This window comes from Actinomyces vulturis, from assembly GCF_001687305.1.
GTDB lineage: Bacteria > Actinomycetota > Actinomycetes > Actinomycetales > Actinomycetaceae > Actinomyces > Actinomyces vulturis.
Genome location: NZ_LZRK01000009.1, coordinates 1 through 25368 on the forward strand (window position 1 = coordinate 1; position 25368 = coordinate 25368).

The 25368-nt window shown below is 48.6% G+C and carries 34 protein-coding genes and 5 tRNA genes; 35 read left to right on the top strand and 4 right to left on the bottom strand.

What is annotated here, in order from left to right; all coding sequences use genetic code 11:
• Window positions 1-226 precede the first annotated feature (226 nt).
• The 30 genes from A9753_RS09120 to A9753_RS09900 all read left to right on the top strand — a co-directional run bounded on the left by A9753_RS09120 (window position 227) and on the right by A9753_RS09900 (window position 18172).
• The gene (locus tag A9753_RS09120) at window positions 227-3772 is read left to right on the top strand and encodes a collagen binding domain-containing protein (protein WP_141673406.1); all 3546 of its coding nucleotides are present in this window, start codon (window positions 227-229) and stop codon (window positions 3770-3772) included.
• A gap of 73 nt (window positions 3773-3845) precedes the next feature.
• The gene (locus tag A9753_RS09125; protein WP_083090456.1) at window positions 3846-4565 is read left to right on the top strand and encodes a DNA-methyltransferase; all 720 of its coding nucleotides are present in this window, start codon (window positions 3846-3848) and stop codon (window positions 4563-4565) included.
• 2 nt (window positions 4566-4567) lie between these two features.
• Window positions 4568-5188, top strand: coding sequence for a hypothetical protein (locus tag A9753_RS09130; protein ID WP_067783725.1), 621 nt, complete (start codon window positions 4568-4570; stop codon window positions 5186-5188).
• On the top strand, window positions 5185-5715 hold the full coding sequence (locus A9753_RS09135) for a hypothetical protein (RefSeq protein WP_067783728.1): 531 nt from the start codon (window positions 5185-5187) through the stop codon (window positions 5713-5715). Before A9753_RS09130 ends, A9753_RS09135 begins: the two co-directional genes overlap by 4 nt.
• Before the next feature lie 22 nt (window positions 5716-5737).
• Window positions 5738-6055, top strand: coding sequence for a hypothetical protein (locus A9753_RS09140; RefSeq protein ID WP_067783731.1), 318 nt, complete (start codon window positions 5738-5740; stop codon window positions 6053-6055).
• 25 nt (window positions 6056-6080) lie between these two features.
• Entirely contained in the window at window positions 6081-7160 is a 1080-nt protein-coding gene (locus tag A9753_RS09145; RefSeq protein WP_245637430.1) for a DNA cytosine methyltransferase, read from the top strand.
• Between the two features lie 158 nt (window positions 7161-7318).
• Entirely contained in the window at window positions 7319-7768 is a 450-nt protein-coding gene (locus A9753_RS09150; RefSeq protein WP_067783737.1) for a hypothetical protein, read from the top strand.
• Between the two features lie 6 nt (window positions 7769-7774).
• A complete protein-coding gene (locus A9753_RS09155) occupies window positions 7775-8128 on the top strand; it encodes a hypothetical protein (protein ID WP_141673407.1) in 354 nt (117 codons plus the stop codon).
• Window positions 8125-8400 (top strand): hypothetical protein, encoded by a 276-nt coding sequence (locus A9753_RS09160; protein ID WP_067783743.1) that lies wholly within the window; start codon window positions 8125-8127, stop codon window positions 8398-8400. Before A9753_RS09155 ends, A9753_RS09160 begins: the two co-directional genes overlap by 4 nt.
• A 15-nt stretch (window positions 8401-8415) precedes the next feature.
• Complete coding sequence (locus A9753_RS09165; RefSeq protein WP_067783746.1) at window positions 8416-9084, top strand: hypothetical protein; 669 nt, start codon at window positions 8416-8418, stop codon at window positions 9082-9084.
• 404 nt (window positions 9085-9488) lie between these two features.
• A complete protein-coding gene (locus tag A9753_RS09170; protein ID WP_067783750.1) occupies window positions 9489-10202 on the top strand; it encodes a hypothetical protein in 714 nt (237 codons plus the stop codon).
• 177 nt (window positions 10203-10379) lie between these two features.
• Entirely contained in the window at window positions 10380-10622 is a 243-nt protein-coding gene (locus tag A9753_RS09175) for a hypothetical protein (protein WP_067783753.1), read from the top strand.
• Window positions 10623-10877: 255 nt separating this feature from the next.
• A tRNA-Lys gene (locus A9753_RS09180) sits at window positions 10878-10951 on the top strand.
• 183 nt (window positions 10952-11134) lie between these two features.
• A complete protein-coding gene (locus tag A9753_RS09495; protein ID WP_083090458.1) occupies window positions 11135-11356 on the top strand; it encodes a DUF2283 domain-containing protein in 222 nt (73 codons plus the stop codon).
• 77 nt (window positions 11357-11433) lie between these two features.
• Window positions 11434-12348, top strand: coding sequence for a hypothetical protein (locus A9753_RS09185; RefSeq protein ID WP_067783757.1), 915 nt, complete (start codon window positions 11434-11436; stop codon window positions 12346-12348).
• 694 nt (window positions 12349-13042) lie between these two features.
• Window positions 13043-13114 (top strand) — tRNA-Asn (locus tag A9753_RS09195).
• 163 nt (window positions 13115-13277) lie between these two features.
• Window positions 13278-13351, top strand: a tRNA-Lys gene (locus A9753_RS09200).
• A 161-nt stretch (window positions 13352-13512) separates the two neighbouring features.
• Window positions 13513-13875 (top strand): hypothetical protein, encoded by a 363-nt coding sequence (locus A9753_RS09205; RefSeq protein ID WP_067783763.1) that lies wholly within the window; start codon window positions 13513-13515, stop codon window positions 13873-13875.
• 12 nt (window positions 13876-13887) lie between these two features.
• The gene (locus A9753_RS09210; protein WP_067783767.1) at window positions 13888-14241 is read left to right on the top strand and encodes a hypothetical protein; all 354 of its coding nucleotides are present in this window, start codon (window positions 13888-13890) and stop codon (window positions 14239-14241) included.
• A 51-nt stretch (window positions 14242-14292) separates the two neighbouring features.
• Window positions 14293-14364: transfer RNA gene (locus A9753_RS09215), tRNA-Gln, on the top strand.
• A gap of 194 nt (window positions 14365-14558) precedes the next feature.
• A tRNA-Pro gene (locus tag A9753_RS09220) sits at window positions 14559-14632 on the top strand.
• A 161-nt stretch (window positions 14633-14793) separates the two neighbouring features.
• Window positions 14794-14943, top strand: coding sequence for a hypothetical protein (locus tag A9753_RS09890; protein WP_176702787.1), 150 nt, complete (start codon window positions 14794-14796; stop codon window positions 14941-14943).
• 16 nt (window positions 14944-14959) lie between these two features.
• The gene (locus A9753_RS09225; RefSeq protein ID WP_067783770.1) at window positions 14960-15472 is read left to right on the top strand and encodes a sce7726 family protein; all 513 of its coding nucleotides are present in this window, start codon (window positions 14960-14962) and stop codon (window positions 15470-15472) included.
• Between the two features lie 3 nt (window positions 15473-15475).
• Window positions 15476-16294: a hypothetical protein gene (locus A9753_RS09230; protein ID WP_176702788.1), complete on the top strand. Its 819-nt coding sequence runs from the start codon at window positions 15476-15478 to the stop codon at window positions 16292-16294.
• A 57-nt stretch (window positions 16295-16351) separates the two neighbouring features.
• Window positions 16352-16597: a hypothetical protein gene (locus tag A9753_RS09690; RefSeq protein WP_176702789.1), complete on the top strand. Its 246-nt coding sequence runs from the start codon at window positions 16352-16354 to the stop codon at window positions 16595-16597.
• A gap of 24 nt (window positions 16598-16621) precedes the next feature.
• Entirely contained in the window at window positions 16622-16798 is a 177-nt protein-coding gene (locus A9753_RS09895) for a hypothetical protein (protein ID WP_176702790.1), read from the top strand.
• 83 nt (window positions 16799-16881) lie between these two features.
• On the top strand, window positions 16882-17280 hold the full coding sequence (locus A9753_RS09240) for a hypothetical protein (protein ID WP_067783779.1): 399 nt from the start codon (window positions 16882-16884) through the stop codon (window positions 17278-17280).
• Between the two features lies 1 nt (window position 17281).
• Entirely contained in the window at window positions 17282-17512 is a 231-nt protein-coding gene (locus A9753_RS09245) for a hypothetical protein (RefSeq protein ID WP_067783782.1), read from the top strand.
• Between the two features lie 55 nt (window positions 17513-17567).
• Window positions 17568-17978, top strand: a complete 411-nt coding sequence (locus A9753_RS09250; protein ID WP_067783785.1) for a hypothetical protein — start codon at window positions 17568-17570, stop codon at window positions 17976-17978.
• Entirely contained in the window at window positions 17975-18172 is a 198-nt protein-coding gene (locus tag A9753_RS09900) for a hypothetical protein (protein ID WP_067783788.1), read from the top strand. Before A9753_RS09250 ends, A9753_RS09900 begins: the two co-directional genes overlap by 4 nt.
• Here A9753_RS09900 and A9753_RS10195 read toward each other — a convergent pair.
• Window positions 18120-18500 (bottom strand): ImmA/IrrE family metallo-endopeptidase, encoded by a 381-nt coding sequence (locus A9753_RS10195; protein WP_083090459.1) that lies wholly within the window; start codon window positions 18498-18500, stop codon window positions 18120-18122. The two genes, A9753_RS09900 and A9753_RS10195, sit on opposite strands and share 53 nt — an antisense overlap.
• A 47-nt stretch (window positions 18501-18547) precedes the next feature.
• On the opposite strand from A9753_RS10195, the gene dut reads away from it, so the two are divergent.
• Genes dut through A9753_RS09280 form a run of 5 tightly spaced genes read left to right on the top strand, consistent with a single transcriptional unit; the run spans window position 18548 to window position 21059 of the window.
• A complete protein-coding gene (dut, locus tag A9753_RS09260) occupies window positions 18548-18985 on the top strand; it encodes a dUTP diphosphatase (RefSeq protein ID WP_067783791.1) in 438 nt (145 codons plus the stop codon).
• A gap of 30 nt (window positions 18986-19015) precedes the next feature.
• Window positions 19016-19813: a hypothetical protein gene (locus tag A9753_RS09265; RefSeq protein WP_067783794.1), complete on the top strand. Its 798-nt coding sequence runs from the start codon at window positions 19016-19018 to the stop codon at window positions 19811-19813.
• Window positions 19810-20100, top strand: coding sequence for a HEAT repeat domain-containing protein (locus tag A9753_RS09270; protein ID WP_067783797.1), 291 nt, complete (start codon window positions 19810-19812; stop codon window positions 20098-20100). The genes A9753_RS09265 and A9753_RS09270 overlap by 4 nt, the downstream gene beginning before the upstream one ends.
• A gap of 9 nt (window positions 20101-20109) precedes the next feature.
• Window positions 20110-20550 (top strand): hypothetical protein, encoded by a 441-nt coding sequence (locus tag A9753_RS09275; RefSeq protein WP_141673412.1) that lies wholly within the window; start codon window positions 20110-20112, stop codon window positions 20548-20550.
• Window positions 20551-20597: 47 nt separating this feature from the next.
• Window positions 20598-21059, top strand: coding sequence for a hypothetical protein (locus tag A9753_RS09280; RefSeq protein ID WP_176702791.1), 462 nt, complete (start codon window positions 20598-20600; stop codon window positions 21057-21059).
• 46 nt (window positions 21060-21105) lie between these two features.
• On the opposite strand, the gene A9753_RS09285 is transcribed toward A9753_RS09280, so the two are convergent.
• From A9753_RS09285 to A9753_RS09695, 3 genes are read right to left on the bottom strand one after another with little or no spacing between them, the layout of a single operon-like run.
• On the bottom strand, window positions 21106-21681 hold the full coding sequence (locus tag A9753_RS09285; RefSeq protein ID WP_067783807.1) for a hypothetical protein: 576 nt from the start codon (window positions 21679-21681) through the stop codon (window positions 21106-21108).
• The gene (locus A9753_RS09290) at window positions 21678-24353 is read right to left on the bottom strand and encodes a peptidoglycan DD-metalloendopeptidase family protein (protein ID WP_067783810.1); all 2676 of its coding nucleotides are present in this window, start codon (window positions 24351-24353) and stop codon (window positions 21678-21680) included. Before A9753_RS09290 ends, A9753_RS09285 begins: the two co-directional genes overlap by 4 nt.
• A 20-nt stretch (window positions 24354-24373) precedes the next feature.
• Window positions 24374-25048, bottom strand: a complete 675-nt coding sequence (locus A9753_RS09695; RefSeq protein ID WP_141673414.1) for a PDDEXK family nuclease — start codon at window positions 25046-25048, stop codon at window positions 24374-24376.
• Window positions 25049-25368: the final 320 nt, after the last annotated feature.

Here is a 25368-nt window from a genome sequence, read left to right on the forward strand (position 1 = left end):
GTATTACGGTCAAGGACGATAAGGGAGTGAAGGTTTCTTGCCCATCAGATCGCCTTGAACCTGGCGAGTCAATGCAATGCACCGGATCTGGGGTGATCAAGTAGCACCTGAACCGGGTCTGTAAAAGTGTGGGGCTGGCAATTTTGCTGGCCCCACACTTTTCTGTTCTTTTGCCGAAAAACCTAGTAGACGTTACATCCCCCTATTAACCAGTGAAAGGCTCCCTATGCTTGCCAGGAGAATCCTCTCTATCGCTGCTGCGGTGGCAACAGTGGGCACCATGCTCGCGCCACTGGCTATGACAGCGCCCAGTGCTTTTGCAGCGCCACCCGATCAACCAGAAATCCATGCTCCTAAAGATCAGCCCATGGTTATCAAGCAGGGGCGCGTTACCATGTCTATTGAGCGCATTTATGACGGAACTGGTCAGGGCGCAAACAATGGATGTGTTGTCAATGCAAATAACGGATTCTCCATTGGTGACAATGAAACCTTAGATGGTGTGACTTGTAACAGGGACGAAGTGGGGTACGAGATTACGTATTCCGTCGAATCTGGTGCGCCAGAAACGATCGTTTTTGGTGAAAAGTTTGATATTGAGCGCCCTGGTGGTCAAAAGTTCAAAGGGTTCTGGACCGATTTTTTCCATGATTTTTGCCATAACGGCGTAATTAACGGCGTTGACATGACCTACTCTGGCAAAAGAGAGGCTGGGACTTCATCGACGTATTCCTGCACAATGAATCTTGCCGAATCTACGTCTACCACATCCGGCAGGTTTACTGACCAAATGAAGGTTGGAGACAGAGGCAACGTCTACATTCAAAATACCTTCTCGCTGACGAAAGACGGTGAGACGGTTTCTGTCGATGATTCACCGATCTATGTCGTTGATTCCAACCTTGTCGATTTAACGATTTCTAGGAACGCCTATGAAACTCCCAAGTTTGTTGTTAAAGACGGGGTTCCAGGGTTTGTTGCTTCGTATCGTCTCAATCCGCTCACATTTGGAAACGGTTCAGATAAAGGCGTGCCTACCCAAAAAGAAACCTTCTACAACTACGACATTGATGTAGAACTTAACGGCTTCCCCGAGGGATACGAACTGATTAACACTTCCGATCCAGACGGGATGAGTGTTAGTGACAACATTCTTCATATTCGCAACACAGGCGATAAAAAGGTCAATGAGCCTGATAGCGATTTTATGAAGGTTTATGGCAGAAGGACTGTTAACCCAGGAAGTGTTCTTAACAAAGACGATGGTTTTTATTGGAGCATTTTTATGCCACTTTCTACTCTTGAAAGTGAGCATAACTATCCGTTGAGTTTGAACATTATTCGTGCGGATATTACTACCCCCAGTGGGCGAACCACTTTTGTTCCTGGTCAAGATCGAGAAAACGGTCTAGGCCAAGGCAATGATTTCGCTACACAAAACAAACCTCTCCGTTTGTTAAACCAGAACGCGGAACAGGGAGCGAAAAACAATGACCGAATGACAACAACATTCACACCTAAACTCGGTGCTGGTCCTGCAAACAAGACCGAGGTTTTGGACGTTGACGGCAGCCCCTCTTTGAAGCCAAACGGAATGCCAGACATTGATGTTTCAACCGCACCCGTGCAAACGAATGCCCCTGAACAAAACTTTTGGGCTTACACTCGTTTTGTTCCATCGCCTACGTCTATTCAGCCAGCAGTCTGTGACTTTTTTGAGTCAGATCGGCAAGACTACGATCCTTCGCGTCAAGTGAAGGCTCAATTCTTAGATGTTGACGGAACCCTTCAAGACGCTGGATATAAAGTCCAGTGGGCTAAGCGCGAAGTCTTTTCTAGCGGCAAGTCTCCTAATACCGAAAATGGCTTTAGCAAACAGGGAACGGCTACGTGTGAAAATGACGAATTATGGTCTGATGAATACGTAGAGGGCAGTGCTGCGGTTCGTGTTGTTCTCAACGATCAGCACAACCTTTCTGTTGACGCGCCGCTTGCCGGATATGTTGCGATTCCTATGAAGCACAAACCAAGGGAATACTACGCCGAAACTTTTGACATCAATCTCTATCGCAAGTCATTTGAGATGAGTGATGGGCTTTATCAAGGCGAAGTAATTGACGGGAAAACAAAATTCAGAAACCCTCTGGTTCGACACAATCACAAGATTGCCTTGCCTGGATATGACCCCATCGCTTGGTTTAATCCTGGACTGGGGCGAGTAAATGCAAATACTGATAATCAACTGAATATCCCCCGTCCAGTTGTGAATTTCAATTCCTCATATTCTTCATACGTCAATGCTTTGCCAGAGGATCAGAGAGATCACTTTGAAGGGCAAATGAGAATTGAAATCGGATCGTGTGCAGATAGCATCTCTTTGCCAGAGGAACTTGAAAGAATCGGAGAAAATATCACCATTGATCCGGCAGACTTTGGCCCAGACGGTCTTGCTTGTACGTCTGATGATGTTCACGGTTGGACAGTCGATTTTGACGTGAAGACTGACATTCCTTCGAATCAATTTAGCCCCCTTCCAAGGCAGGCTAACGATATTCGTTTCCACTCCTTCTTAGAAGATTTCAGGATCAAATATCACATTCCTGGCTGGGCAACCGCCAAGGACAACATGACCGCTTCTTACGAAATCATTCCCTCTAACATGACAGAAGAGCGCGGTGATTATCTAGGCAACAACAAGAAGACATCCAAAGTACCCATCGTTCCGATTCAGCAGGTCTATCAGAACAAGGTTCGCCTGAATGAAAAGGAACTGGTTGGCATTGAGGTTGGCTGGTCTGAGGTCTTTGGCAACACCACCACATCTCCCGTGGGTGATACGACATTCGTCGATGTGCTTCCCTACAACGGAGATGGCCGTGGAACCAACCTTGCTGCGCCTTTGAGCAATGTTCGCATCGAACCTGGTGCAGACAACGCAGAAGACGTGACAATCCAAGTGTCCAGCACCGATCCGTCAACAATCACCACCGCTGACGATGCCAAGTGGTGCGATATTGGAGACAACGCCTGCCTGGGCAACAAGGACATTACCGCCGTCAAGATGCATGATTCCAACCTGGACACGGGCGAGCGTTTCAGCGTCAAGATCTACGCATCCACCGCTGGCAGCGCAGACGGTGACAGCCTGCACAACAACCTTTTTGAAGGTCACGCTGCTGGCTGGTCACTGCCGGTTCCCAAGACTGTTCCTGTTGTCACCTCTTTGTATGACACCGCTGTAAAGGTCACGCTCTGGCGCGACACCAACGAAAACGGTGAAATCGAAGAAGGCGAAAAGACCCGCTACGCCAACGCCGATGTTGAGATCGTCAACGAAGGTGGCGAGGTTATCGGTACTGGACGCACCGATGAAAACGGTGAAGTCACAATGACTCATATTCCACTGGGTACGTCCACTATCCGCCTAGCAAACAAGGGTGATGTTCCTGCTTCTTTCAAGCCCACCACGGCTGAAACCGTCCAGATCACTCTGACACCAGACAACCCGAAGTCACTGAACAACAAGATCGGCTACAACGGGTTCATTCCCGGACACCTGAAGATTGCCAAGACTGCGAATGTGACTGGTCCAGTGGCCTACGGCTCGACAGCAACCTTCACATACGAGGTTGTCAATGACGCTCCCGAAGGTGCAGAAAGTGCCCATATCGACGGTGTAACCGACGACAAGGGTGTGGAAGTGTCTTGCCCCAAGACTGACCTGGCTCCTGGCGAGTCCATGCAGTGCACGGGTGAGGGAACCATCAAGTAATTTGATTGGTCTGAACGATACGGGGCTGGCTCTATGTCAGCCCCGTATCGTTATCTCCGACCATGTATGAATCATGCTTATTCATGGTGATTGCGCAGTAGAACTGCCCAAAATCTCAAGCAACTCGGTAGACCTTGTGCTCACTGATCCTCCCTACAATCTTGGTTCGTTCATGAAAGGTCGAAACACTAACCTTGGCGCAATGCGCAGCAACTTTTTCGTTGACGCAGGGTGGGATGACTGTTCAACAGATCAATGGAAAACGCTCATGGACCTTTTCCTCTCCCACAGTGCTCGCATACTCAAGCCAGGAGGATCTGCGGTGGTGTTTATGTCAGTGGTCAAAATGGAGACGATGATTTTACTGGCACAAAAGCACGGCTTCTACTACAAGACAACCGGTGTGTGGCATAAAACGAATCCGATGCCTCGCAACATGAACCTGCACTACGTCAATTCAACGGAGTTGTGGGCTTATTTTGTTTACGGTGCAAAGACCGGAACATTCAACAACGATGGCAAACTGCTGCATGACTTCTTACAGTCCAGTGTCACCCCGAAAAACGAGAAACTTTTCGGCGTGCATCCAACACAAAAACCGCTGTCAATCATGGAGCACTTTGTTTCGACTCTCTCGAATGTCAATGATTGTGTCCTTGACCCGTTTATGGGAAGCGGATCGAGCATGGTTGCTGCAAGAAAATTGGGTAGACGTTACATCGGGATTGAGAAAGAAGCCAACTATTATGTGCTTGCAAGAAAACGCCTTGACCCTGCCTCCGCACAGGAGTAGACATGAGCAACTTTGATGAAAGTAAAGTCAAACGCCAATCAGATGGAAAGTTTGCTTGCAAGAATGCCGGTGTGCCTGCTGTTGGTCTAAAAACCTCTCGCAACGACGATGAAGGCACAGACATGTGGAAGGCAATCTATAAAGAGCCTTTAGGCCAGCCAAGCGAGCCAGACCCTACACTGCGCATGGAGCAGGCTGAAAGTGCAGATCTGAGTCTGGACGAACAGATTGCTTTCGCCAAAGACCCTAGCCCTGGTGTGCGTTACTGTCTCATGCTCAACCCTGTCGTTGGTGACGATATTCGAGCTGTCATGATTCAGGACGAAATGCCTGGTGTTGCCGCTGCTGCTGTTGAGCACATGAGCGATGAAAAGAAGGCTAAATATACTCAATCACCTGATTTAGCCGTTCGGCTTGGGGTATCGAAAACCGATAATCAAGAGATTTTGTGGCAGATGCGCGATGATGAAAACCCGAATGTTCGAGCGCAAGTGGCTGAACGAATTGCTTATGACAAACTTGATTTTTTCACTCATGACACAGCACAAACGGTACAAGATGTGATCGCTAAACGACGCAAAGAACATTCACCCATCTCTCGTATCAAAAGGCTTTTTTCATGAGCAACTTCGATGAGTCCAAGATCAACCGTCAGCGTGACGGCAAGTTTGGTTTCAAGAGCGCTGGCTCACCAGCGGCATCTTTATCAACAAGCGTTCCATGCAGTCAGATTGGGCGCGGAGACATTATCAGTGTTGACGGTCAGAACAATGAAGTTTGCTCTGTCTGGGTTGGTAAAGACTCCACTACTGCCACGTTTGCCGATGGCAGCACAACCAGACTTTCTAGCGATGTCAATGTCGTTGGCCAGTCAGAAAGCCCGTCTAACCGCCTAGAGTTTTACAAGAAGATGAACCTGCGCGTCTACACCCAAGCGCATCAGTATTTTTCTAAAAATGAGGGGCCGATCTCGCTGGCCCAGGCTTGCGAAAAAATTGGCGCAAGAACACCTAAAGACGCTTACCGCGTTTTGTCGCAAATGGTTCAAGATGGTGTGCTTAGTTGTCCCGATCCGGCGTTCCACGACTATGTTCATGGAACAAAGAAGGTTAACTACAACAAGCCGTTCGTGTTTCGCACAAAAGTCTGACTTTTACGACCATGTATGAGACATGGACGCACTATATGAATTCAGCTCTCACCTAGTTTTTGACGAAAAGCCCTTCACAATTCTCGCCTCCACTCTGGAATCTAACCAGCATGGCCATCCTTTTGGGTTTTTGCTTTTTGGGCTATGGGGTGACTGTTTCGCTCTACTCCACAGTTTCGGTGTAAAAAACAGCGAGCCTATTGTTATCGACGGGTTGTGGGATATTGCTCAGGCTGCCAACTACGACGCTTTCGGTGAGCAAATGTCGGATCAGTTTTTCAAGGACTGCATGAAGGCGATTGCCGACGTTCAGAACTCATCGAACGGCATGGTGATGTGAGCAATGGAGTTGAGCGAAACAATCATTGCTTCCTACACCCACCCGTACTTGTATGCCTAGTTTGGGATCGTTGTTTGATGGTTCCGGCACTTTTCCTCTTGCCGCCCAGCGTGCAGGCATTGAGCCGCTGTGGGCAAGCGAAATTGAGCCAGCAGCCATACGGGTGACGCGCGCGCAATTCCCAGCAATGGAACATTTGGGTGACATTTGTTCTATCGACGGCGGTCAAGTCAATCCAGTCGATGTAGTGACGTTCGGTTCACCATGCACCAATCTTTCACACGCTGGCAACCGCCAAGGACTTGCTGGACCGCAGTCGTCACTATTTTTTCAAGCCATTCGAGTGATCAAACAGATGCGCGTTTTACCGCGTTTCATCGTCTGGGAGAACGTCACAGGAGCCTTATCAACCAACAGGGGGCAAGATTTTGCCACAGTCATCAACGAAATCATCTGGATCAAAAACGAGTGTTGGCCCCAGGTGTCTTGTCCTAACAAGTGGGCCAAATCAGACCTCATCATGGCAGAGCAATTCAGTCTTGCATGGAGAGTTCTTGACGCTCAATACTTCGGAGTACCCCAGCGTCGTAAACGAGTCTTCCTTGTCGCAGATCTTGCAGGACACAGTGCCCCAGAAGTTCTTTTTGAGCACCAAAGCCGCTCAGGGAGTGCTTACACGCAGCCAAGGCAGCATACCGACAGTGATGAAACAAGCCCTAGAATCGAGCAGCAATGGTGCATGAGCGCAACAAAACACCCCGCCATCGGGTGCAATGTTGCGCCAACATTGTCAGCACGCGATGCTAAACAACCACTGCTGACATCAACTGATAACAAGGCTCGGTATTTAACACCAACAGAATATGCGCGCCTCATGGGCTTCCCTGACGATTGGACACATGGATCAATCGCTGACTCACTGGATTTTTGGATTGACGTGTTTTCTTCTGTTTCACCGCATAAGACACCGGCTCAGATCCAGCGTTGGCTAGACGCGCCCCTACCTGACAGTAGCTTGTATCGGCTATGGGGCAATGGGATTGCTCTACCATGCGCCCAGTTCATCATGAACAACATTGTCGCTGTCTTGTCTGGTAGCGGCTAGTTGGATTTCAACCTTTACACCGATGAGCCAATAACCTATAGCAATAGAGGGGGCATTACCCATCTCGCTGTAGGTGGGAGCATTACCCCGTAGGCATGTGGGGGTAAGCAAATTCTTGGGGCACTTCACACCGCACTGCTCCTACCTAGTAGCGTTTTATGTCGAACATTGGAATCAGCGTTGATCGGGCTTTGCACATGCGAGCAGTAGCCAGAAAAGCCTACGTGGCATCGAAAGAGTTGGCAGGCTTCGATGAACGTCGCGCCAGAGGGATGTTTGTTCTGGGCTATGTTCACGACATTGGCTATGAGTTTGTTGAAAACCAGGAAGATCACGCAAGCATGGGCAGTTCGCTGCTACAACTGATCGGATCGCCCTGGCACACAGAAGTCTTGAATCATGGTGTGGTTGACACCGAATACGACACCATCGAGTTAGCGGTGCTCAATTACGCCGATATGACGACTGGACCGAAAGGTGAAGACTGGACGCTTGAGCAACGCCTGTTAGACATCGCTCGCAGATATGGTCCTGAATCTAAGCAATACAGGGACGCAAAAATCATCTGTGAGCGCGTTGAACAACGACTGCTGCTTTCCGACCATTGATTCAGCATGAACAACATTAATCACTTGCATGATGTCTGGGAGACAGAATCCTTCCGACTAGGTAGAACAGCAGAAAAATATCTACCTAAACGTCGCGCCAGAAAAGTCAAGATGCCTGCGATGCCCACTGGCCCATATAACGCACAGTGGCTTGAAAACGTTTCTGACATCTATGACCGGTTGCATCCGGTTTTTGCTCAGCACGCAGACCGGCCACACATGGCTGAAAAGTCGCTCAATGAAAGTTTCGCTCGTGTGGCTAAAGCCCATTCGTTTTTGAGCGAAGAAGAGCAATTGGAGGTTCTTTCTCCTGAAAAGCAAGGGCTACTCACTCGACTGAAAAACGCGGTGAAGCGATGAAAATTGAGTTTGTTTGCGAAACACGACAGAAGCCTTCAAGCCTGCTCCACGCTGTTCTTCAAGAACTTGATTCACGCGACTATCACATGTTTGCTGGCCTAACAATGGCCTTAAAAGATCATGGTGTTGAACATAGCGCTGGTGAGTTGAGGAAAACTTTGGCACGGGCAGAAGAACGGGGTTTAGTCGCGGTCAAAAGCCAGTTTCCCATTATCTACGTCATCACCCTTAAAGGACACGGGCTGCTGAAAAAACTTCAGCACGCCTGTTAAAGAAAGCAGTAAACCATGTGTAAGCATTTTGATCATCAAGTCCAGGCAGTTGCGCACCAGTGGAACCAGGTCACATTCACTGACGATGGATTGGATAAGGTGAAAGAAAAAGACATTGCCACCAATGTCTATGCCCACCGGATCACTCTGGGCTTTATTCGGGCCACCAGCGCAGTTGCGCTGCTGGAATCGAGCGTTGACCGTATCAGCGGCATTGACAAGGCGGTATCGTTTCTTGCCCAGATGCGGATACGCACAATCAAGGTGGCGCGTCTCAACCAGTTCTATGTTGATGCCATTGACGATCCAGACTTCGAATCTGATTGGAACGTCTACGACTTTGACGAACAAGACCGTTTCGAGTGCGCCTGGCCTTACTCAGTAGCGCTCATTCTTGATGATCTGTCTAGCGCGTTCGTCAAAGCGTATGCCTGCGCCAGCGAGGTTGAAGACAACCATGCCGAACTACTCAAGCAGTTCGAGCACTGGTGCATTCAAGCAATAGCGAACCTTTTGCTGTGGCGCGCATATTTTCAGGGCGATGAGCACGTATTTGAACCTGGCACATGCACGTGCCAGTCAAACATTGAACCTCGCACCTGGAAACCCGGTGACTACGAAAAGTTAATCACCGCCATTTTTGATGACCGCCGTGAGCGTTTCATTGATAATGCAGGGTGCTGACTGAAGCCGACTATGGATAATTCGGCAGGCATCGCAGAAGAAAGGGTTGAGCCATGTCTTTCGAGTTACCAGCAGACACAACGCTGATCAAAGTTGTGCAGAAAAACGTCAACTTCAACGATGAACCGTAGTCTTCACAACTGTCGGTCTTTGCCAAAGGTAAGAAGATTTTTTCCATGGAATGTTCCACATTCTCGGTCACGAAAGAAACTGACTCTATGAGCAGTTTCCAGCAGACCCCGCAGTTGCTTGAACTCATTTATCAGGCAATCAAGAACGGTATCGAGATCGTCTTTGACTCCACGACAGAAGAAACTTACACATTCTGACGTGCTTGCCGACTATAGGTAAAGCAAGCAACACACCGCTTGCTTACCTGACACATCAAGAGAAAGAAGACAGCCATGGAAAAGAAACTGCACACCCCCGAAAAATGGTTCACCAACTCGGTGGCCACACTTGCAGCCTTCGCCTTTGAAAGCGATAACATTGAAGGCCAGCGATTGCTGCTCGACTTTTTCAAGGCAAAGGATTTTGACTACCAAACAGTCATGAACCTGCTGGAAGCTTTCTCTGAGAAAACTGACCTCTTTTACAGTTTTGGCTTAAACCAAATCGTCAACGAAACCACTGCCTCTGGTCCACGATGGAACAAGTGCATGGAGCCAAAATTCTTCTACGTCAGGTGCGTGAAAACCCTGATCAACCAGACTGATGAGGTGATCGATGCCCTCAACATTGAACGTCTCAAAGCCGCATTTTTCCTCATGCCCATTATGAAAGAGAATCAGCCACTGGTTTTCGATCACAATGACGCTCTTTTCGTCGGCAAGAATAACGGGAAAAACTTCTACGCACTAACTGGCAAATTCAAATGCAAAGACATCGAAGACTCCCATTACATCGGCAAGGTTCTTGGCTATTTTGAAGGCCAAGAAGAAACCGTTCTCATGGCAAAAATGAGTTGGACTGTTACTTTCAGTAGCTTTGGCAAAAACTCATACAGTTTCTTTGCTTTTGAAAACCGTCAAGAAGCAGAAGAACACTACGACAGTCTTTCTTTGACCCGTGATTTCTACTACTTCGAACTGCCAGAAAAGCAAGTCACCTTCCTCTAACGCACCGGCCCCGCCACCTGGCGGGGCTGATGTGTGTTTACGACTATATGTAATGTGAGCGTGAAACTTTGACCCAACAGGGTCATTGTTCACGCACCAGCCCACGGCTCAACGGATTTGAGCACAATAGTCAAGGTTCGACTCCTTGCGGGGCACTGGCACATGAAAGGAACACCAATGCCCTACATCGATCTGCGTATCAACTTTGACACCGAATACGACGAAGACGAGGACTACACCGACTACTCGGTGTCCAACGTCATCCTGCAAGAAACAGACCTGAAAGATGAAGATCTGGAAAGCATTGCCGAAACGGCTGCACAAAGTGACACCTGGCAGGTTGGCGTAAAAAATGCCCTGTTTGAAGTCATCGATCCCGCCTGTGAAAATACCATCGAAGCCAGCAATTTTGATTTTTGATAGATCTGAAAACTTTCCGACTATATATGTCAGTGAAGGTCATTGACTTTCGCTTGCCCCTATAGCCGTTGGATTTCAGTTCTGTGACCCCTGGGTTACACCTGAGAGCCAATAACCTCTAGCAATAGAGGGACATTCCCCATCTCACTGTGGGTGGGAGCATTATCCCCGCTAGGCACTGATCTAGTGGGGGTAAGCAAACTCAAAAAAGTTTCCGACCATATATGACAGTGAAGGCCACCGGCTTTCACTTGCGCCCCTATAGCTCAGTTGGTTAGAGCAACGGACTTTTAATCCGTGGGTCCAGGGTTCGAATCCCTGTGGGGGTACTGGGGGATAGGGAGTCTCTGTTTGAGGGCCTTTGGTCTATCTCAGAGAGGGCCTGGTGGGAAGCCGAGATGGTTACTCGGTGAAACACCAATGCTTGTAACCAGTTGTTCAACCAAACAACCAGTCGGTACTAATCCGAGTTCCCCGCCATTTTTTCATTTCTCAACTAGGGCTAGTCTTTCATGAGTGAGTTTAACGTTCGCTACATCAGACTTTCACACGAGCCGATTGATCAGACAATCGAATATGGAGAAAACATTCTCGTTGACCTAGACAGGCATGGGGGAGTCGTTGGTGTTGAAGTATTAGATGACAGAGGGGTTTCTATGGAAAAACTCTTGTCTGATTTTGAGTCTCTAAAATCTGGTGCTGCAAAACCTGGAATGGAACCCAATAGTCTCTAGTAACAGAGGAACATGCTCATTAATCATTGATTATGGTTAGCAAATAAACTAATGAGTCGCGAACGATAGGAAACAAAATGCTGAAATCTCTCAATTTCTATAATGGAATTTTTAACTACACGTTAGATCTCTCTAAGACCCAGAATGGTGCAAAATCACTAGAAAAAGTTTCCGAATATACACGTTCTAGTATATTCATCGAAAAAGATCGCCACGGATCGACTCTTGTCTTGGAGGCAATGCGCGAACTACAAAGTGTTCTTCTAAGAGAAAAGTTTGAGTTCGATCAGAAGTATCATGGCTGTTCCTGGGACATTGATATTCTTGTTCCCGGTGGGATTTTGAGTTACTCCGTTGAAATCAGTTCCCGTGGGGAAATCCGCAAAGAAAAAGTTATTTTGCCTAGCAAAAAGAAATCCATTGATCTCAATGAGGTTGAACTTATCTGCACAGGGATCGGATATGACGAAGAAAAACCCAGATCGCTTGAATGGTGGATGCGCAAGCGCGTAAGCGGCGCTCTTGCTGCTTGTACCGTTTTCGAATATCCGTTTAAAGAAGATTGGGCTGGTTATCTCAAAAACTTTTGGGAAAACCTGGAAATTATCATTTTCAATGACGAAATCACCGCTTGTATGCGCAATCGTGCTGCGTATTGTGTTTACGATCACGACATTATGGATTTCATGACTCATTCTGAGATCCTTAGTCTTTATGCTGAATACCAAACATGCAATACTTTTGGTAAAACGATCATGATCAATGACTTCGCTACATACGAAGATAAGGGTGGATATCCAAACGGATATGAGAGTCAGTTAGTTGCGTTTACCAATCGAATTGAATACGCCAACAACACTAAGGATACGTGTGTCAATCTTTGGTCTTACTTTGAAAATGATCCATGTATATCGCTCAAAGATTTGGAAAGAACCTACGGAACAATGGGTAAGGAAAATAGGTGCAACATCCCGTTGTACTGGGTGCAATAGCAATTGCATTGGGGGTCCATGACACGCCGAAGTTTTTGTTGCCAATAAAAAAGGCTTCGAGAGTATGGATTCAAAAAGTTTCCGACCATGTATAAGTCAGAACATCTCCTGCTGGTTTGGCAGGCTTGCGGGTTCGACTCCCGCCAGGAGAACGAGTTGGGGCCTGTTGTCGCTGACAAAACCCTGCACGACGGCAATCGTGTTTGTTTCACACTTCCACTAGGTTTTGCCGAACCATAGGGATTGGAACCTTTTCACAAAAGGGATACCGGCTTTAGCGAAAACTTGGCGCTAGTGAAACACAACTCAACATTCTCTTTGTAGCTCAACGGCAGAGCGCTTTGGAGCGAAAAGACTTCGGTTCGAATCCGAGCAAAGATTTTATCTTTGTAGCTCAGCGGCAGAGCATTCCAAACAAAGCAGATCCCAGTTCGAATCTGGGCAAAGAGATCAAAAAACTTTCCGACCATGTATAAGTCAGAACATCTCCTGCTGGTTTGGCAGGCTTGCGGGTTCGACTCCCGCCAGGAGAACGAGTTGGGGCCTGTTGTCGCTGACAAAACCCTGCACGACGGCAATCGTGCTTGTTTCACACTTCCACTAGGTTTTGCCGAACCATAGGGATTGGAACCTTTTCACAAAAGGGATACCGGCTTTAGCGAAAACTTGGCGCTAGTGAAACACAACTCAACATTCCCCTATAACTCAACGGCAGAGTGTTCGACTGTTAATCGAATGGTTCCTGGTTCGAATCCAGGTGGGGGAGCGGGTGGCAGAGGTGCTTCTGTCTGAGGTTCATTGAGTAATCGATGATCTATTTCAGAAGATCTTTCTGTACGAACTAGGCTTGACAACCTAGCGCTCATCAGAAAGATTACCAAACGCCTTGTCAAGCGTTCACTCGGTACTAATCCGAATGTCACCCGATCTGCCCCTATAGCTCAGTTGGTTAGAGCAACGGACTTTTAATCCGTGGTTCCTGGTTCGAATCCAGGTGGGGGAGCGATGGCATAGCCATAATGACCGGCAAGACGTTGTTGGCACGTATGGCGAAGTCGCACTGATCATGCGACTAGAGCACGGCCACGGGTGGTCACTCCTGAGAGGGGAGGAACGGTTCGACTCCGTTGTGCTCGTGCCACTCAACTTTTTTGAGAGGAAACAATGAATCCGCTAACCGTTCAGCAGGCTTTAGAGTCTGAGCCAATGGGGGCAATCACCAAAAATGATTGCTATGTAGCATTCAACTGGGTCTATTCCAGGCTCGATGAAACCAACAATTCAGACGTTGCCCTTCTTGTTGATCTCGACTACACGGCTGACGATCCAATCGAATACAGCGTTGCCGGTTCTACTCTCTACACAGCCAACTGCCTTGACCTGGTTATCCCAGAAGAACTCATGGCTCCGATCCATGCTGAGGCTAAATGGGCTTTTGACATGAAAAACAAGGGCGAGAACGATGTTCTTGTTTCAATGGTTATTGAAAATTACCAAAACCAGATGGCACTCAAAACTGCATCTTAGGAAGAGTAAGCAATGAATCCGCTAACCGTTCAACAAGCTTTAGCATCTGAGCCAATGGATCAGATCACTAAAGACGATTGCTACGCCGCGTTCAACTGGGTCTATTCCAGGCTCGATGAAAACAATCCAGAACACATTGACTGTCTCTTTGAGATGGACGATGCCATGCAAATGCCTGGCGATTATTTTCCTTCTTCGGCAACGCTTTTTGCAGCCAACTGCCTTGACCTGGTTATCCCAGAAAAACTCATGGCTCCGATCCACGCTGAGGCTAATGCAAGGCTTGGCAAACCTGAACAAGACATCGATGTCTATGACAAATACCTGATCAATGAATATCAGACGTACCTTTCTAAAGCGAACTAGCAGCAGCAAGCAAACTCAAAAAGTTTCCGACTATGTATAGAGAGGGACTTTTCTTCGGTGGTGTAACTGGCAACACCCCAGGTTTTGGTCCTGGTATTTGAGGTTCGAATCCTCACCGGAGAGCGATGTAGGTACGGTTTCTACCTACTCACCTGTTGCTTGCTTGGGGCAAGCAACACAACAAGCCGTCGGCGCGGCTGAGTGGCCCTAAGACACTTGATCGCGCAGGTCACTGTGGCGCAATTATCCAGCGTTTTCAAACCGGACGAAACCAGTCTCATTGGCACATCAGCCTCTAGGCAGATCTGACGGCTCAACGGGATGTGGCGCAGTTTGGTAGCGCACCTGCTTTGGGAGCAGGGGGTCGCAGGTTCAAATCCTGCCATCCCGACTGGCAGATCTGGCACGGCTAGAAACTGCATCTGATCGCGTTTACGCGCGTTCTGCACGCTTTACCCCTGCTAGGTATCGTTCTAGTGGGGGTAAGCAAATTCTTGAGACATTTTCCGACCATAGTTAAGGCAGAAGTTCGGTCAAAAACAAGAAGGCCCCATGGATAACAACACAGAAACTGAGCGCAAGCAAGAACTCGATCGCGCGATGCAGGAGGCATACGCCAATGAAGGCGTTGAGTGGGACATGCCTGACGATGCGTTTTATGAACTTATGAAGCAAGTTCGTCAATCTCATGTCAACAGTTGAACTGTATGACTCAGACATGCGTGCTGCGCTTGCAGACTTTTTTGGGCCGGAAAATCTACAAGAGTTCCGTTGCCACACCTCGCGCATTGACATGGTTTGGCTCAATCCGCAGCCAATGGGCGTAGAAATCAAGAGCGACAAAGACACAAGCCGACGCTTAGCCAAACAACTCAGTAACTATTCGAAGGTTTTCCCTGCGGTTTACGTGACTCTAACGCGAAACAATCTTCATTACAGCAAGGCACTCAATCAACGCTACGGCGTGATTGCCGTAGACGAAAAGTGCAGCGTTGACATTGTGCGCCCAGCTCATTGTGTCTATGACACTATTGATCCAGCAATTCTCATGGACTCACTACGGATCGGTGAGCTACTGAAAGTTCACGCGCACTTTTTCTGTCAACAACCCAACGTGCCCAACACCATGTTGAGACAGACCATCTATCGCGCACTATGTTTGCTAGACATACGCGAATTGTCTACAGAGTGTTATACCGTGCTAGAAAACAGGCTTCCCGACCATGTATAGGGCATGAGACGACCCCTAAAAAATCACTCATTGCCAACAGCCAGCGTCATTGTTCTGCTTTTGGGATGTATCTTCGCTCTACTGATTGCCCCGTTGGCTCATGCCGAAAACACCGGCTCTCTGACGTTCGTCGTTAATGTTCGTATAGGTAACGGACTCAAAACAGTCTCAAGCACTGCCTCACCGATTGCCTACGTTATCGATCCTGACGATCAGCAGATTGGACCGGAAGCATACGCTGACAACACGTTCACTGTTAAACCAAAGCCAGGACTGTACTCAATCACTTTAGATAGTTCATTGGACCTGTCGATTGAAACTATCGAACACGTCAACAACCTTTCTGTTAGCGATGATCGTCAGAGCGCCAATTTTGTCGTTGAAAACACACAGTCAGTCAACATTGTTGTTTCAGGTGGACACGGCTTGGTTGGTATCAAGTACGAATGCAAACTGTGTTCAGTCGATACCTCATCGCTAGGCTCCTACAAAGACGTGAAAGATCTTCCTGGACGAAAGGCGATCTACACCCTCCCCCTGGGAGAAAACGATATGAGGATTGAACACAATGATTTTGTTCTTTTCGGCAAAACACATCATGAGACGATTACTGTGTTGTCTTTAGACGAACCAGATCACTATGTGCTCACCGATAAAGGCGGCGATCCTACGCTGACAAAAATCACGCAGCAGCAGTTCGATGAGAAATCCGATTCGGGAAAATTCCAAGAAGATACTTCTCCCAAAACAATTGTGACTGCCATTGTTATTGTCGCAGTTATTTTTGGCATTTCTTGGTTCTTGGCCTACAAGAGCAACTGAAATCCGACTATGGATAAGACATGACCTACACAGAAACCAAAAAGTTTGTCTCAATCATTGCCCCCCTACTGTACCGAGTTTGAGGGCGAGTACGACGTTGTTGCTTTCAAGTATCTTCCCTGGAAGAAACTGCGCTCTATTTTGAAGGCCAATGACAAGCGGAAGAACAGTCTTTTTGCCTACCCTGGCGAAGAAGAAAACCAGTCGGTTTTGCTGAAAAACATCATCGACGTTCTTGACATGGAGGGCACTAAGCACCAACTTTTCTTTAGCGGATCGTGCTACGGGTCAATAACTCAGTAACGTGGTCAGTCAAACTATGATGGCATGGTTGACATTGATTCCATCCGCCTGGTTGTTGACAGCGAAACATTGACTGACAAGCAGGCAGCAGAAATCTTTCGCTTCGAGTTTGACACCTCAGAACTCGCCCGAGAATGGTTCACGGTCGAAGAAAAGAAGGGCAAGAAAACCATCGTTATTGACTACGCGATTGTCATGTAGTTTTTCTTGGTTAGAGTGCATTTTTCCAGTGTCTTCCGACCATAAATAAAGGCGTAAGGACACATACATCAGGAGAAAACATCATGTCGTACTACTCTAGCGCCGATGGCTCAATCGAATTCAACACTCCGATCACACCCGAGCGTTTTTACGAACTGGTTTCCAACCAGCCATACGAAATCATTGCTGGCAGAACTGAGTTTCTGCACGACAAGTACCGAGATTTTCTCTCACTCAACGACGATCTTCTACTTGGCTTTGAGGTGGACAGTGATGGCCATCTTACCCACCCGAAAAACTACCTGGAAGATTGCCGTCGCTACCATGACGAAACAATTTTTAAGGCGTTGGCTCCCTACCTGAAAAACACTCGCCTGTGCTACGTCGGTGAAGACGGTGAGCACTGGGCTTTAGAGATCGAAGACGGCAAGTTGTTTTATTTGGATGGCGAAATCACCTACACCAACAAGACAGAGGTCTGAGATGTCTTTTTTAATCGGCTTAGCTATAGTTTTTACGCCGATTGTCTGGTTTTTCGGTCTTTTTCTCATCATTGAGATGTTCAACGACAGCAAGTTCGCTCATCCGTTGATTATTTGGCTAAGAAACCTCGATGAACGCCGTGACTACGCTGCTCGACTAAAACTGGATCGCAAAGACTACGAAGAGCGTCTAAAAATAGAGAAAAAGTACAGTGATGCTGACGGTGTTTAGAGGTCATTGGGCAACGCTTCGTAGCGCACGCACAGGAAAAATCAGAAAAACTCTTGTGGCCAGGCACATCGCACTCATGGTTGGTAGCGCGGCTGTTGTCTTCTACTGCGGTGCGGTTATCAGCATGACCGGTGGCCTTGTGATGACTGTGCTCGCTTTCGCCTTCGTCATGCTCGCAATCGCCATGACAATGCCTTTGGCTCACAACTATGCGGCCAGTGACCGCCGTCTAGGCGAACTAGATCACGCCTTGATCGATGAAACATTCTCTAACGCATTGTGGGGCGTTTTGTGGGCCTTGATTGTGTCTGTGTTCCTAGTTGTCTATCAAAGCTTTGATAGCAGCGTCCTGGGGCCTGTAGCGAGTGCTTTAGCCGTTGCAGGCTTAGTCCATTTGCTGATTGTTTTCAGCATGTGTCTCAAACGCGTCCATCGGATTTATCAACGAGTGGTGGCAAAGGCATGACAATTCAAAAATACACGCTCGATGAAACGAAAAAACAGTACGAAAAACTGTATGCATCACTGATCCAACACTACGGCTCAGAGGAAAAAATGCTGGCAGTGCGCCGCTCGTACTACTGGGATGATCAAGAATACGAGTGGTTCACGCAGTTGTCTGACTGGGAATACTTGTCCGACGCACAAACACGTCACTAAGATCCACCCCAAAAAATTCGGCCATGAAAAAGTCCGGCACAAACCGTTTCTCTAACGCTAAGAAAGCGTCATCTGGCATTGCCAGTCGCGCCGCAGTTGCAATAATCTGCCTGTCATCGCACGGACGTTGCTCGCGCACCTGGTCATGTCCAGACAAAAAGTGCGCAGTTAAGTGAACAATCATTCGCCTTCTGTCATGGGCACTAAGTCTGGTTGAGACAGTAATAGTGTTCTTTTCAAGAACACCGGAAACATGGGTGTCCACGTATCTCACGCGAATTCCCAAATTAGAGCAGATCTGGTCTGCATCAACCGGCAATGAGTTCATGACTTATTTATGGTCGTATCGGCCACGACCATAACTAAAATATGAACATGAACTACCTGCTTTTTTCAGGCAAAACTGAACTTAACCCGCAGATTGGATCTGCTCACGCGGCTGGCATTGATTTGAAAGTGGATGCTGGCGATTATGAGAAAGTCACCGTGCCACCCAGAGCGGTAGGAGTGCCTATTCACACAGGCATCGCTTTTGAGATTCCTGAAGGTTACTGCGGCCTGCTCATGCTGCGTTCATCATTGTCTGGAAAACTACAACTGGCCAACAGCGTTGGATTGATCGATTCAGACTATCGCGGTGAGATTATCGCCAAGGTCAACAATGTCACTAATGAGTATGTCGAACTGTCCCATGGTGAGCGTATTGTTCAGTTGGTTGTTGTCGCTCACCCTCGTATCGACTTAAAACAGGTCAACGAACTAAGCGAGACTGATCGTGGTAGCGGCGGATTCGGTTCAACAGGGATGTTCTGAAACGAGCGCGAATCCGACCATGAATGAGGCATGAAAACTTTCGACCAGATTATCGACGATTTCGGCTCATTTACTTCTGCTTCACCCTCTCCGATCATCGAAAAGGCGTGCCACATTACTGACACGCTTACCTTCGACGTTGAAACTGGCCGTAGCGTGTGCGCCGTTTTTGACGACATTGGCAGTCAGACGCTAGTCGTTGGACCTGGCTCGTCTATTCTGGTGAAAGACGGATGTGGAACAATCATTTGCCACCCAAGCGGTGAAGTCTACGTCAACGGCAGGAACACAGTTCATGTTGGCGCTTATGGCACTGTCCAGGCATGGGGCCAATGCGAGGTTCATGCTAAAAAATCTTGCGCCCTAAAAATCCATGAATCATGCTCACTCACCATCGAGCAGGCATACTGCCAAGCCGACGTAGAGTTTTCTCAGTTCACCGGAAAAGCCAACATTGCGAGCGCTTCATTCGTGAACATCTCAGAAAGCACTGGTGAGATTGCGGTTGCCAACTGCTCACAGGTCCGAATCAGCAAGTCATCGAATGTCGATGTTCGCCACTGCCAAAAGGTGCAGATCTGGCATAACTCCACGGCTAGAGTTCAATGGAGCAATGTGGAAATCAATGACGACAGTAATGTGACAGTCTCATGCTGCACGCTGCGTGGCCAAGGCATAATCACCGTGCTGAACAACTCATCACTTGAAGTATTTGGCCAAAGCAACATTGTTGTTGACCGCGCGGCAACATTGACTGAGATTGTTTGCCATGGGACAAACGTCTGTGTGGAAAACTCGGCACAAGACACAGAGATTGCACGGCGATGAAAACACTATCTAATCTCATGTGTTCGCTCGAATCTGTCGATCGCAAGCAAGCGGTCAAAACCGGGGGAGTGGACGTACAGTTTGCTCTCATCAACGATGACAGCGAAGACGTGCGAGAAGCCATTGCCATCTACGGCAATAACGATCATCGTTGGCTGCTCATTGACGATTTTGACCCGTTTGTTCGCAAGGCCGTGGCCGAGCATGGCACAGAGAAAATGCGCCAGATTTTGAGCAGCGATCCACACTCGATGGTGCGTCGAGCAGCAAGTGCATCTCGCCCCTAGTAGTAGGGCATGAAACGCCCACAACGCTTATTGGTGCTCTACACACTGACAATGGTGTGTCTGACGTTTTTCACGGTGTTGGCCTTCGAAGTTCCTGGGCTGACCATCAAAGAAAACTGCCTGAAAAACGCTGGCTGTATTCATATTGTTGACGGCGTGCCGGTGTCTGACGATGGTCAGGTTATTGCGAGCCTTGATTATCGCGGAGCCATGATCGGCACAGAGTTTCACCCCTGGCTACACACCACGATTGACAGACCACAAACAATCATTGTTGCTTTGTATCTGCTCGCTTTCGCAGTGTTTTTCGCTCACCTTGCCTTAACAGACGGTTCTCACATGCTCGCCATCATGTCGGGGGCAATCTTCGTCATTTTTGCACTCACCTGGCTTTTCGTTCCCCGATACGTCATCACCCAGCAGATGCTTAACTACATTGACTTGCTCTAGCGCCTTAAAAAATTTCCGACCATAATATACGGTGTCGCAAAGCGGCGATGAAGAAGTTTGCACTCAGGCGAACTCTTCTTTTCGGAATTCGGATATGCCCTTGGCATGTCCATGACGATTGGAGAACAGTGATGACAAAAGTTGCTTTTGTCTCTGTTAACCGCTCATACAAGGATTCAATGTCTATTGATGAGTTACGTATCCATGCCTCACGATTCTGGGGGATGACTTTAGCCAAAGCACTGTCAGCAGAGCGTCTTGTCGCTTTGTACCGTGCTCCCAGATCTAAAGAAACCAAACCAGTTGCCGTGTGGCGAGTATGGGGCGCGTATCGAGTCGATGGAACTTCGTATGGCAGGTACAACAAGAAGCGTATTGCTTTCGATCTTGGAGAGCAGTTACCGATTCTTGAGCAGTACAGTCTTGACACGCCTTTGCGTTCAGGTTGCCGAGTGGTGGAAATCGAAGACCTAGAAGATCTTCAGCCACCACGTGAGGATTGGATCTGAAGTACGACACACTATGGCCCCTGGGTTTCCAGGGGTCATAGTATTTTCAAATATCTTGCGGCAACTGCCCTGGCATGAAAACTTGATCCACTTTGCCGTCATCGGTGACGGTAGCAAACCACGTGCGCAGGTTCGTATAGTCGTCAGTAAGCACGGGCCTGTCAGAAGAATTGCGTGGACCAGTCCATGTTTGGACCCGAACGCTCACCAAATTATCTTTCACAACGCGCGCACTATCGTCAGCGATAGCAGAGGCATGAACGACAGAATTGGTGGTGCGGTCATATTTGTCATTGTCTGCTGCGCGCTCAGCAATCACCTGGGCAGAAACGCCCACGGCATCACCTACTACGCAGTCACTCAAATCTGTCTGGTCATCACCTCCTGCCATTGCTTCAACAACGCGAACAACACATTCACGAGCATCATCTCGATACTGTGGTGTTTGATCTGCTGTGTCTGGCACAGAAATCTCTGACGGGTCCGTAGTAGCCTCTGGTCGTGGCGTGGGTGTCTCGAACACCGCACGGCTAGTTGTTTCAGGTGAATCTTTGCCTTGAGGATTACTACACCCGGCCAGCAGGGTCATAACCACGCATGTTAAAGCAAGTGCTTTTCTCATTTTACGATCCTTCGTGCCCAGACATCTTCACTACCAACCCCATACATGGGGCCTGACTTGATTCCTTCTGCTTCACTTTGTGCGCCCACATATCCACCAGCACCGTCTGAAATTGCCACGTGGTGTGCGCGAGGCGATCCGGGGGTAGCCCAGCAAATAATGTCACCAGCCTGTGCTTGATCCAGTGGAACTGGACTACCCATCTCACATTGCTTCCATGCCTGGTGAGGTAGTTCAATACCAACGCTTGCGTAGGCTGCCTGGACAAGACCAGAGCAGTCGTAACCGTCTTCTCTACGTGGCCCAGAGCCACCCCATACGTAAGGTCCACCGATCATGGAGCGAGCGAACTCTAAAATCTCGCTGCTCCCGCCTCCGCCAATGGTGCGAACCTCTCCGGTTGCAAGGTCTACACCATGTGCGTTGAACGTATCTTCTGGGTTAGGACAGGCAGCAATCATTGACGGATCATCGGGGTCACAGTCGAGTGTGTCTCCAATGACTGAGATTTCAGAGGCTTCGATATGAAGGTGAGGTCCAGTAACATCGCCTGTTGCACCAGTTGATGCCACCGGCTGACCCTTCTTCACTTCATCGCCAACTTTGACTTGGAATGAGCCAGTCAAAATATGCTTGTATCGGATTCTCCACCCATCAACGGTGTCAATGGCGAGCATACACATGCCGTTACCTGAATAGCAGTCGGCAAAAATCACCTTGCCGTCATTGACCGCAACTTGAATTGCGCCAGCCGGTGCAGCAATATCTGTACCCCAGTGTGGACGAGGATAGTGCAGTGCCGGGTTCATACGGCTAGGGTTCCACGGGTCACTGATCACATAGAACGATTCAAGTGGATAGGTCCACCCCTGTCCGGAGGCAACTGACTTACATCCACCGCTCACTGGTCCTGCAAGACCCATCATCTGACGGGCAGCATTTTCCCAAGCGGCATAGCGATCTGGGTAGGCAGAAACCTGAACTTTTTGAGCCAACTCTCCTAAAGATAGTGAAGGATTATCTGCGTGGACGCTCTTGAGCCGTTCAAAAAAGAAACCGGCAGACTTGTAAACATCCATACGGTCTTCAACGCTTCCCCAGGAGTTGCGTTGCTGGAAGATACCGACACTATCCCAGTCACTACCCACGCCGTCGTGAGGGTAATCCATAGATTTGACGGCAATGGCTTTAGCTTTAACCCATTCGGACTCGCTCATCACGCCCGAGCCATAGATATAGGTAAATGAGCCGTCATTGGCCAGGTTACGCATACGCGTCTCAACGCTTGCGGTCATTAAAGCAACAAGAATCTCATCTTCGCTCATACCTGCGTCGTGACCGGCTTTGACGATATTGGAGATGTTGTTTTGTATTGATTCGTCGATCACAATTTTTTCGCCACTTGTGGACTCAACTTCGCTCACCGTCGCACTAGGCGGCGCACTCGACGATGCACTAGGCGTGGCATTTGTGCCAGCAGTTGCAGCAGTGGATGCTGGCGCAGGTGCTGGCCCAGATGAACTTTTGCACAGCCCTGCATCTGTACCTAAAGTCCATTGAAGTGCCAGAGCATAGATTGCGTCAGCAGTTTTAGTATCCATGTGCTCGGTTTCCACTTTTTCCTCGCACTTTTGCCCCCACTTTTTGTCGTCACACACTTTGATACGTAGATGGTTTTCAGCCTGGGGGTCATCTACCGACGTGTCTTCGGGTTCAAGGTCAATCCATCCTTCGTCGGGGGACCAGGACTGTCCACGAACCTCAATATGAGACACCTGGAAGTCTTTGGCACGCCCCACAATTGACGTGGCTAACGAAAGATTTTTGTCCGTGGAGACAGTGATCCATTTGCCGTTTTGCGTAATGTTTTCATCGCTAATCCCGTAGTAGGCAGCAGCAACTTTTTTCACTTTCTCAATGACGCTACCTTTCAAATCTGGTGGTGGGATTGGGGCCTTAGAGGCTCCACGGCCAGATCCTTTACGTGGACTTGGCAACCCATCGGCACTGACCAATGCGCTGACCCATGCTTCTTGAACCTCTTTAGCACCCAAACCTAAAGAGGGGTCAGTGGTGATACCAGAGGGGCATTTTCCGCCTCCGATAACAAGAATGTTGTCTTCACAAATGACTGTGCCTGTGAGCATGTCCCAGCCGTAGGGGGATGAAATATGGTCTTTGGCATCTCTCAAGGCTTTTGCAACATTGATGGCGTTTTCCTCCAACTGTTCGTCAGTGTCGGCGCGCCATGGTCCTGTGTCGGGAGCAACCAGAGCCATCAGTAGAGCAGGTGGGATGGCGTAGTCATTGGCGATAGCAGCCACTTCTTTTGCTCGTTCACCAAGACCAGAAAGTTCTCCTGCACCTTTAAAGCCGGTGACGTTATCACCCTGAATTGCTCGCGTGCGAGCGTCAGTATCGACGGTTGAAGAGTCGTTCGACGAGAAAAGGAATAGTGGAGCGCACAGCATACTGATGACGACAGCAATGAGAGTGGCCTGAATCTTCCACTGGGTCTTTTTTACTTTCCAGGCAAGCTTGTACGTGTCCTTGTTTGTAGCAAGGGTCAGGACAGCGCCAACCTGACCGCCTTTCGATGCACCCTGGACAGCAGAAGATGCAACGGACGTAGCCTGATCTTTGGTTTCTTTTGCGCCATCTTTTTTATCCACGCACTGTCAACATGTGGACATCAAATGGCTCGTCCACCCCAATGTCCAGGAATCGAAAGCGGCGATGTTTTCCCATGTGGACCGACAACACTGAGTTCTTCGGCCTTGCGATAGGCACGCGAAACGCTTGGGGGAGTGGGGCCACTAATCGGATCTGGATTACACAGCCTTTTGCGTAAATCGAGGGCGGGGCCACGAGCAGGGATTGAACCCGATGCGTCAAAAACTTTCCACGGCTTACCTTCAACCAGTTCAGGCACTCCGCGTCTATCTAAAACGACGCTATACGCTCCTGCCTTGTTCCCACCTTCATCAATAATGAGGGTGTGCGTGGGACGTTTCCCTTTACTGATTTTTGGTACGTCTCCCATAATCAGCACACATCCTGGGGGAGCACCTGGCATCGATCTGCTGGGTAGTGGTCGCGGTCCTGCTGCGCCTGCGCAGATTTTGGCTAGTGAGCCGGCAGTCAAAAATGGTGGGCCTTTCACCTCTACCCAGCCAAGATTTTGAACATAAATATCGGGGATGTAGCCGCCTTTCGTTGTTACTGGATATTGGGCAGGTTCGTAATCCCACCCCCAGCCAAGGCAGTCATAAAAGTGCGCCCAACGAGCTTCCAGTGTGGATCTAAAGCGCACGCCAGAGTAGAAGGCTTCGACAGCCCCTCCGCGTCCGGCGATAGATTTGTTCACGCCCTTCTACTAGCGATAATTAAATAAAACAGAATTGAATTAAATGAATAAAAAAAATAAATAGTGCTCAAACAAGAGTGCATCAGTCGATGTTCAACATCCGAAGTGGTCAACATGCCTTTGTTCTGGATCGACCCCGATGGCATCGGATGAAACTTTTTTGGCTCACAACACAAATGTGACGCAGGACAACTTACTGTGACAGCCGTTACAGTTACATAGTCTTGTTGCACGCGTATTTCATGGAGTTTCAGGGCCGTGAAACCACTTTTTCGTTCGTATATCAACGAAAAGTGGAGGTCGTTTCCAGTTTCACGTTT

Bases quoted from the DNA above. Each gene is read 5' to 3' on its own strand.
- A9753_RS09495 (WP_083090458.1), top strand. From the start codon at position 11,135: ATGAGTGAGTTTAACGTTCGCTACATCAGACTTTCACACGAGCCGATT.
- A9753_RS09285 (WP_067783807.1), bottom strand. From the start codon at position 21,681: ATGAGAAAAGCACTTGCTTTAACATGCGTGGTTATGACCCTGCTGGCC.
- A9753_RS09895 (WP_176702790.1), top strand. From the start codon at position 16,622: ATGGTTGACATTGATTCCATCCGCCTGGTTGTTGACAGCGAAACATTG.
- A9753_RS09185 (WP_067783757.1), top strand. From the start codon at position 11,434: ATGCTGAAATCTCTCAATTTCTATAATGGAATTTTTAACTACACGTTA.
- A9753_RS09890 (WP_176702787.1), top strand. From the start codon at position 14,794: ATGGATAACAACACAGAAACTGAGCGCAAGCAAGAACTCGATCGCGCG.
- A9753_RS09150 (WP_067783737.1), top strand. From the start codon at position 7,319: ATGTCGAACATTGGAATCAGCGTTGATCGGGCTTTGCACATGCGAGCA.
- A9753_RS09170 (WP_067783750.1), top strand. From the start codon at position 9,489: ATGGAAAAGAAACTGCACACCCCCGAAAAATGGTTCACCAACTCGGTG.
- A9753_RS09165 (WP_067783746.1), top strand. From the start codon at position 8,416: ATGTGTAAGCATTTTGATCATCAAGTCCAGGCAGTTGCGCACCAGTGG.
- A9753_RS10195 (WP_083090459.1), bottom strand. From the start codon at position 18,500: ATGAACTCATTGCCGGTTGATGCAGACCAGATCTGCTCTAATTTGGGA.
- A9753_RS09270 (WP_067783797.1), top strand. From the start codon at position 19,810: ATGAAAACACTATCTAATCTCATGTGTTCGCTCGAATCTGTCGATCGC.
- A9753_RS09265 (WP_067783794.1), top strand. From the start codon at position 19,016: ATGAAAACTTTCGACCAGATTATCGACGATTTCGGCTCATTTACTTCT.
- A9753_RS09130 (WP_067783725.1), top strand. From the start codon at position 4,568: ATGAGCAACTTTGATGAAAGTAAAGTCAAACGCCAATCAGATGGAAAG.
- A9753_RS09205 (WP_067783763.1), top strand. From the start codon at position 13,513: ATGAATCCGCTAACCGTTCAGCAGGCTTTAGAGTCTGAGCCAATGGGG.
- A9753_RS09155 (WP_141673407.1), top strand. From the start codon at position 7,775: ATGAACAACATTAATCACTTGCATGATGTCTGGGAGACAGAATCCTTC.
- A9753_RS09225 (WP_067783770.1), top strand. From the start codon at position 14,960: ATGCGTGCTGCGCTTGCAGACTTTTTTGGGCCGGAAAATCTACAAGAG.
- A9753_RS09135 (WP_067783728.1), top strand. From the start codon at position 5,185: ATGAGCAACTTCGATGAGTCCAAGATCAACCGTCAGCGTGACGGCAAG.
- A9753_RS09280 (WP_176702791.1), top strand. From the start codon at position 20,598: ATGAAGAAGTTTGCACTCAGGCGAACTCTTCTTTTCGGAATTCGGATA.
- A9753_RS09210 (WP_067783767.1), top strand. From the start codon at position 13,888: ATGAATCCGCTAACCGTTCAACAAGCTTTAGCATCTGAGCCAATGGAT.
- A9753_RS09160 (WP_067783743.1), top strand. From the start codon at position 8,125: ATGAAAATTGAGTTTGTTTGCGAAACACGACAGAAGCCTTCAAGCCTG.
- A9753_RS09245 (WP_067783782.1), top strand. From the start codon at position 17,282: ATGTCTTTTTTAATCGGCTTAGCTATAGTTTTTACGCCGATTGTCTGG.
- A9753_RS09175 (WP_067783753.1), top strand. From the start codon at position 10,380: ATGCCCTACATCGATCTGCGTATCAACTTTGACACCGAATACGACGAA.
- dut (WP_067783791.1), top strand. From the start codon at position 18,548: ATGAACTACCTGCTTTTTTCAGGCAAAACTGAACTTAACCCGCAGATT.
- A9753_RS09125 (WP_083090456.1), top strand. From the start codon at position 3,846: ATGCTTATTCATGGTGATTGCGCAGTAGAACTGCCCAAAATCTCAAGC.
- A9753_RS09900 (WP_067783788.1), top strand. From the start codon at position 17,975: ATGACAATTCAAAAATACACGCTCGATGAAACGAAAAAACAGTACGAA.
- A9753_RS09240 (WP_067783779.1), top strand. From the start codon at position 16,882: ATGTCGTACTACTCTAGCGCCGATGGCTCAATCGAATTCAACACTCCG.
- A9753_RS09140 (WP_067783731.1), top strand. From the start codon at position 5,738: ATGGACGCACTATATGAATTCAGCTCTCACCTAGTTTTTGACGAAAAG.
- A9753_RS09230 (WP_176702788.1), top strand. From the start codon at position 15,476: ATGAGACGACCCCTAAAAAATCACTCATTGCCAACAGCCAGCGTCATT.
- A9753_RS09275 (WP_141673412.1), top strand. From the start codon at position 20,110: ATGAAACGCCCACAACGCTTATTGGTGCTCTACACACTGACAATGGTG.
- A9753_RS09120 (WP_141673406.1), top strand. From the start codon at position 227: ATGCTTGCCAGGAGAATCCTCTCTATCGCTGCTGCGGTGGCAACAGTG.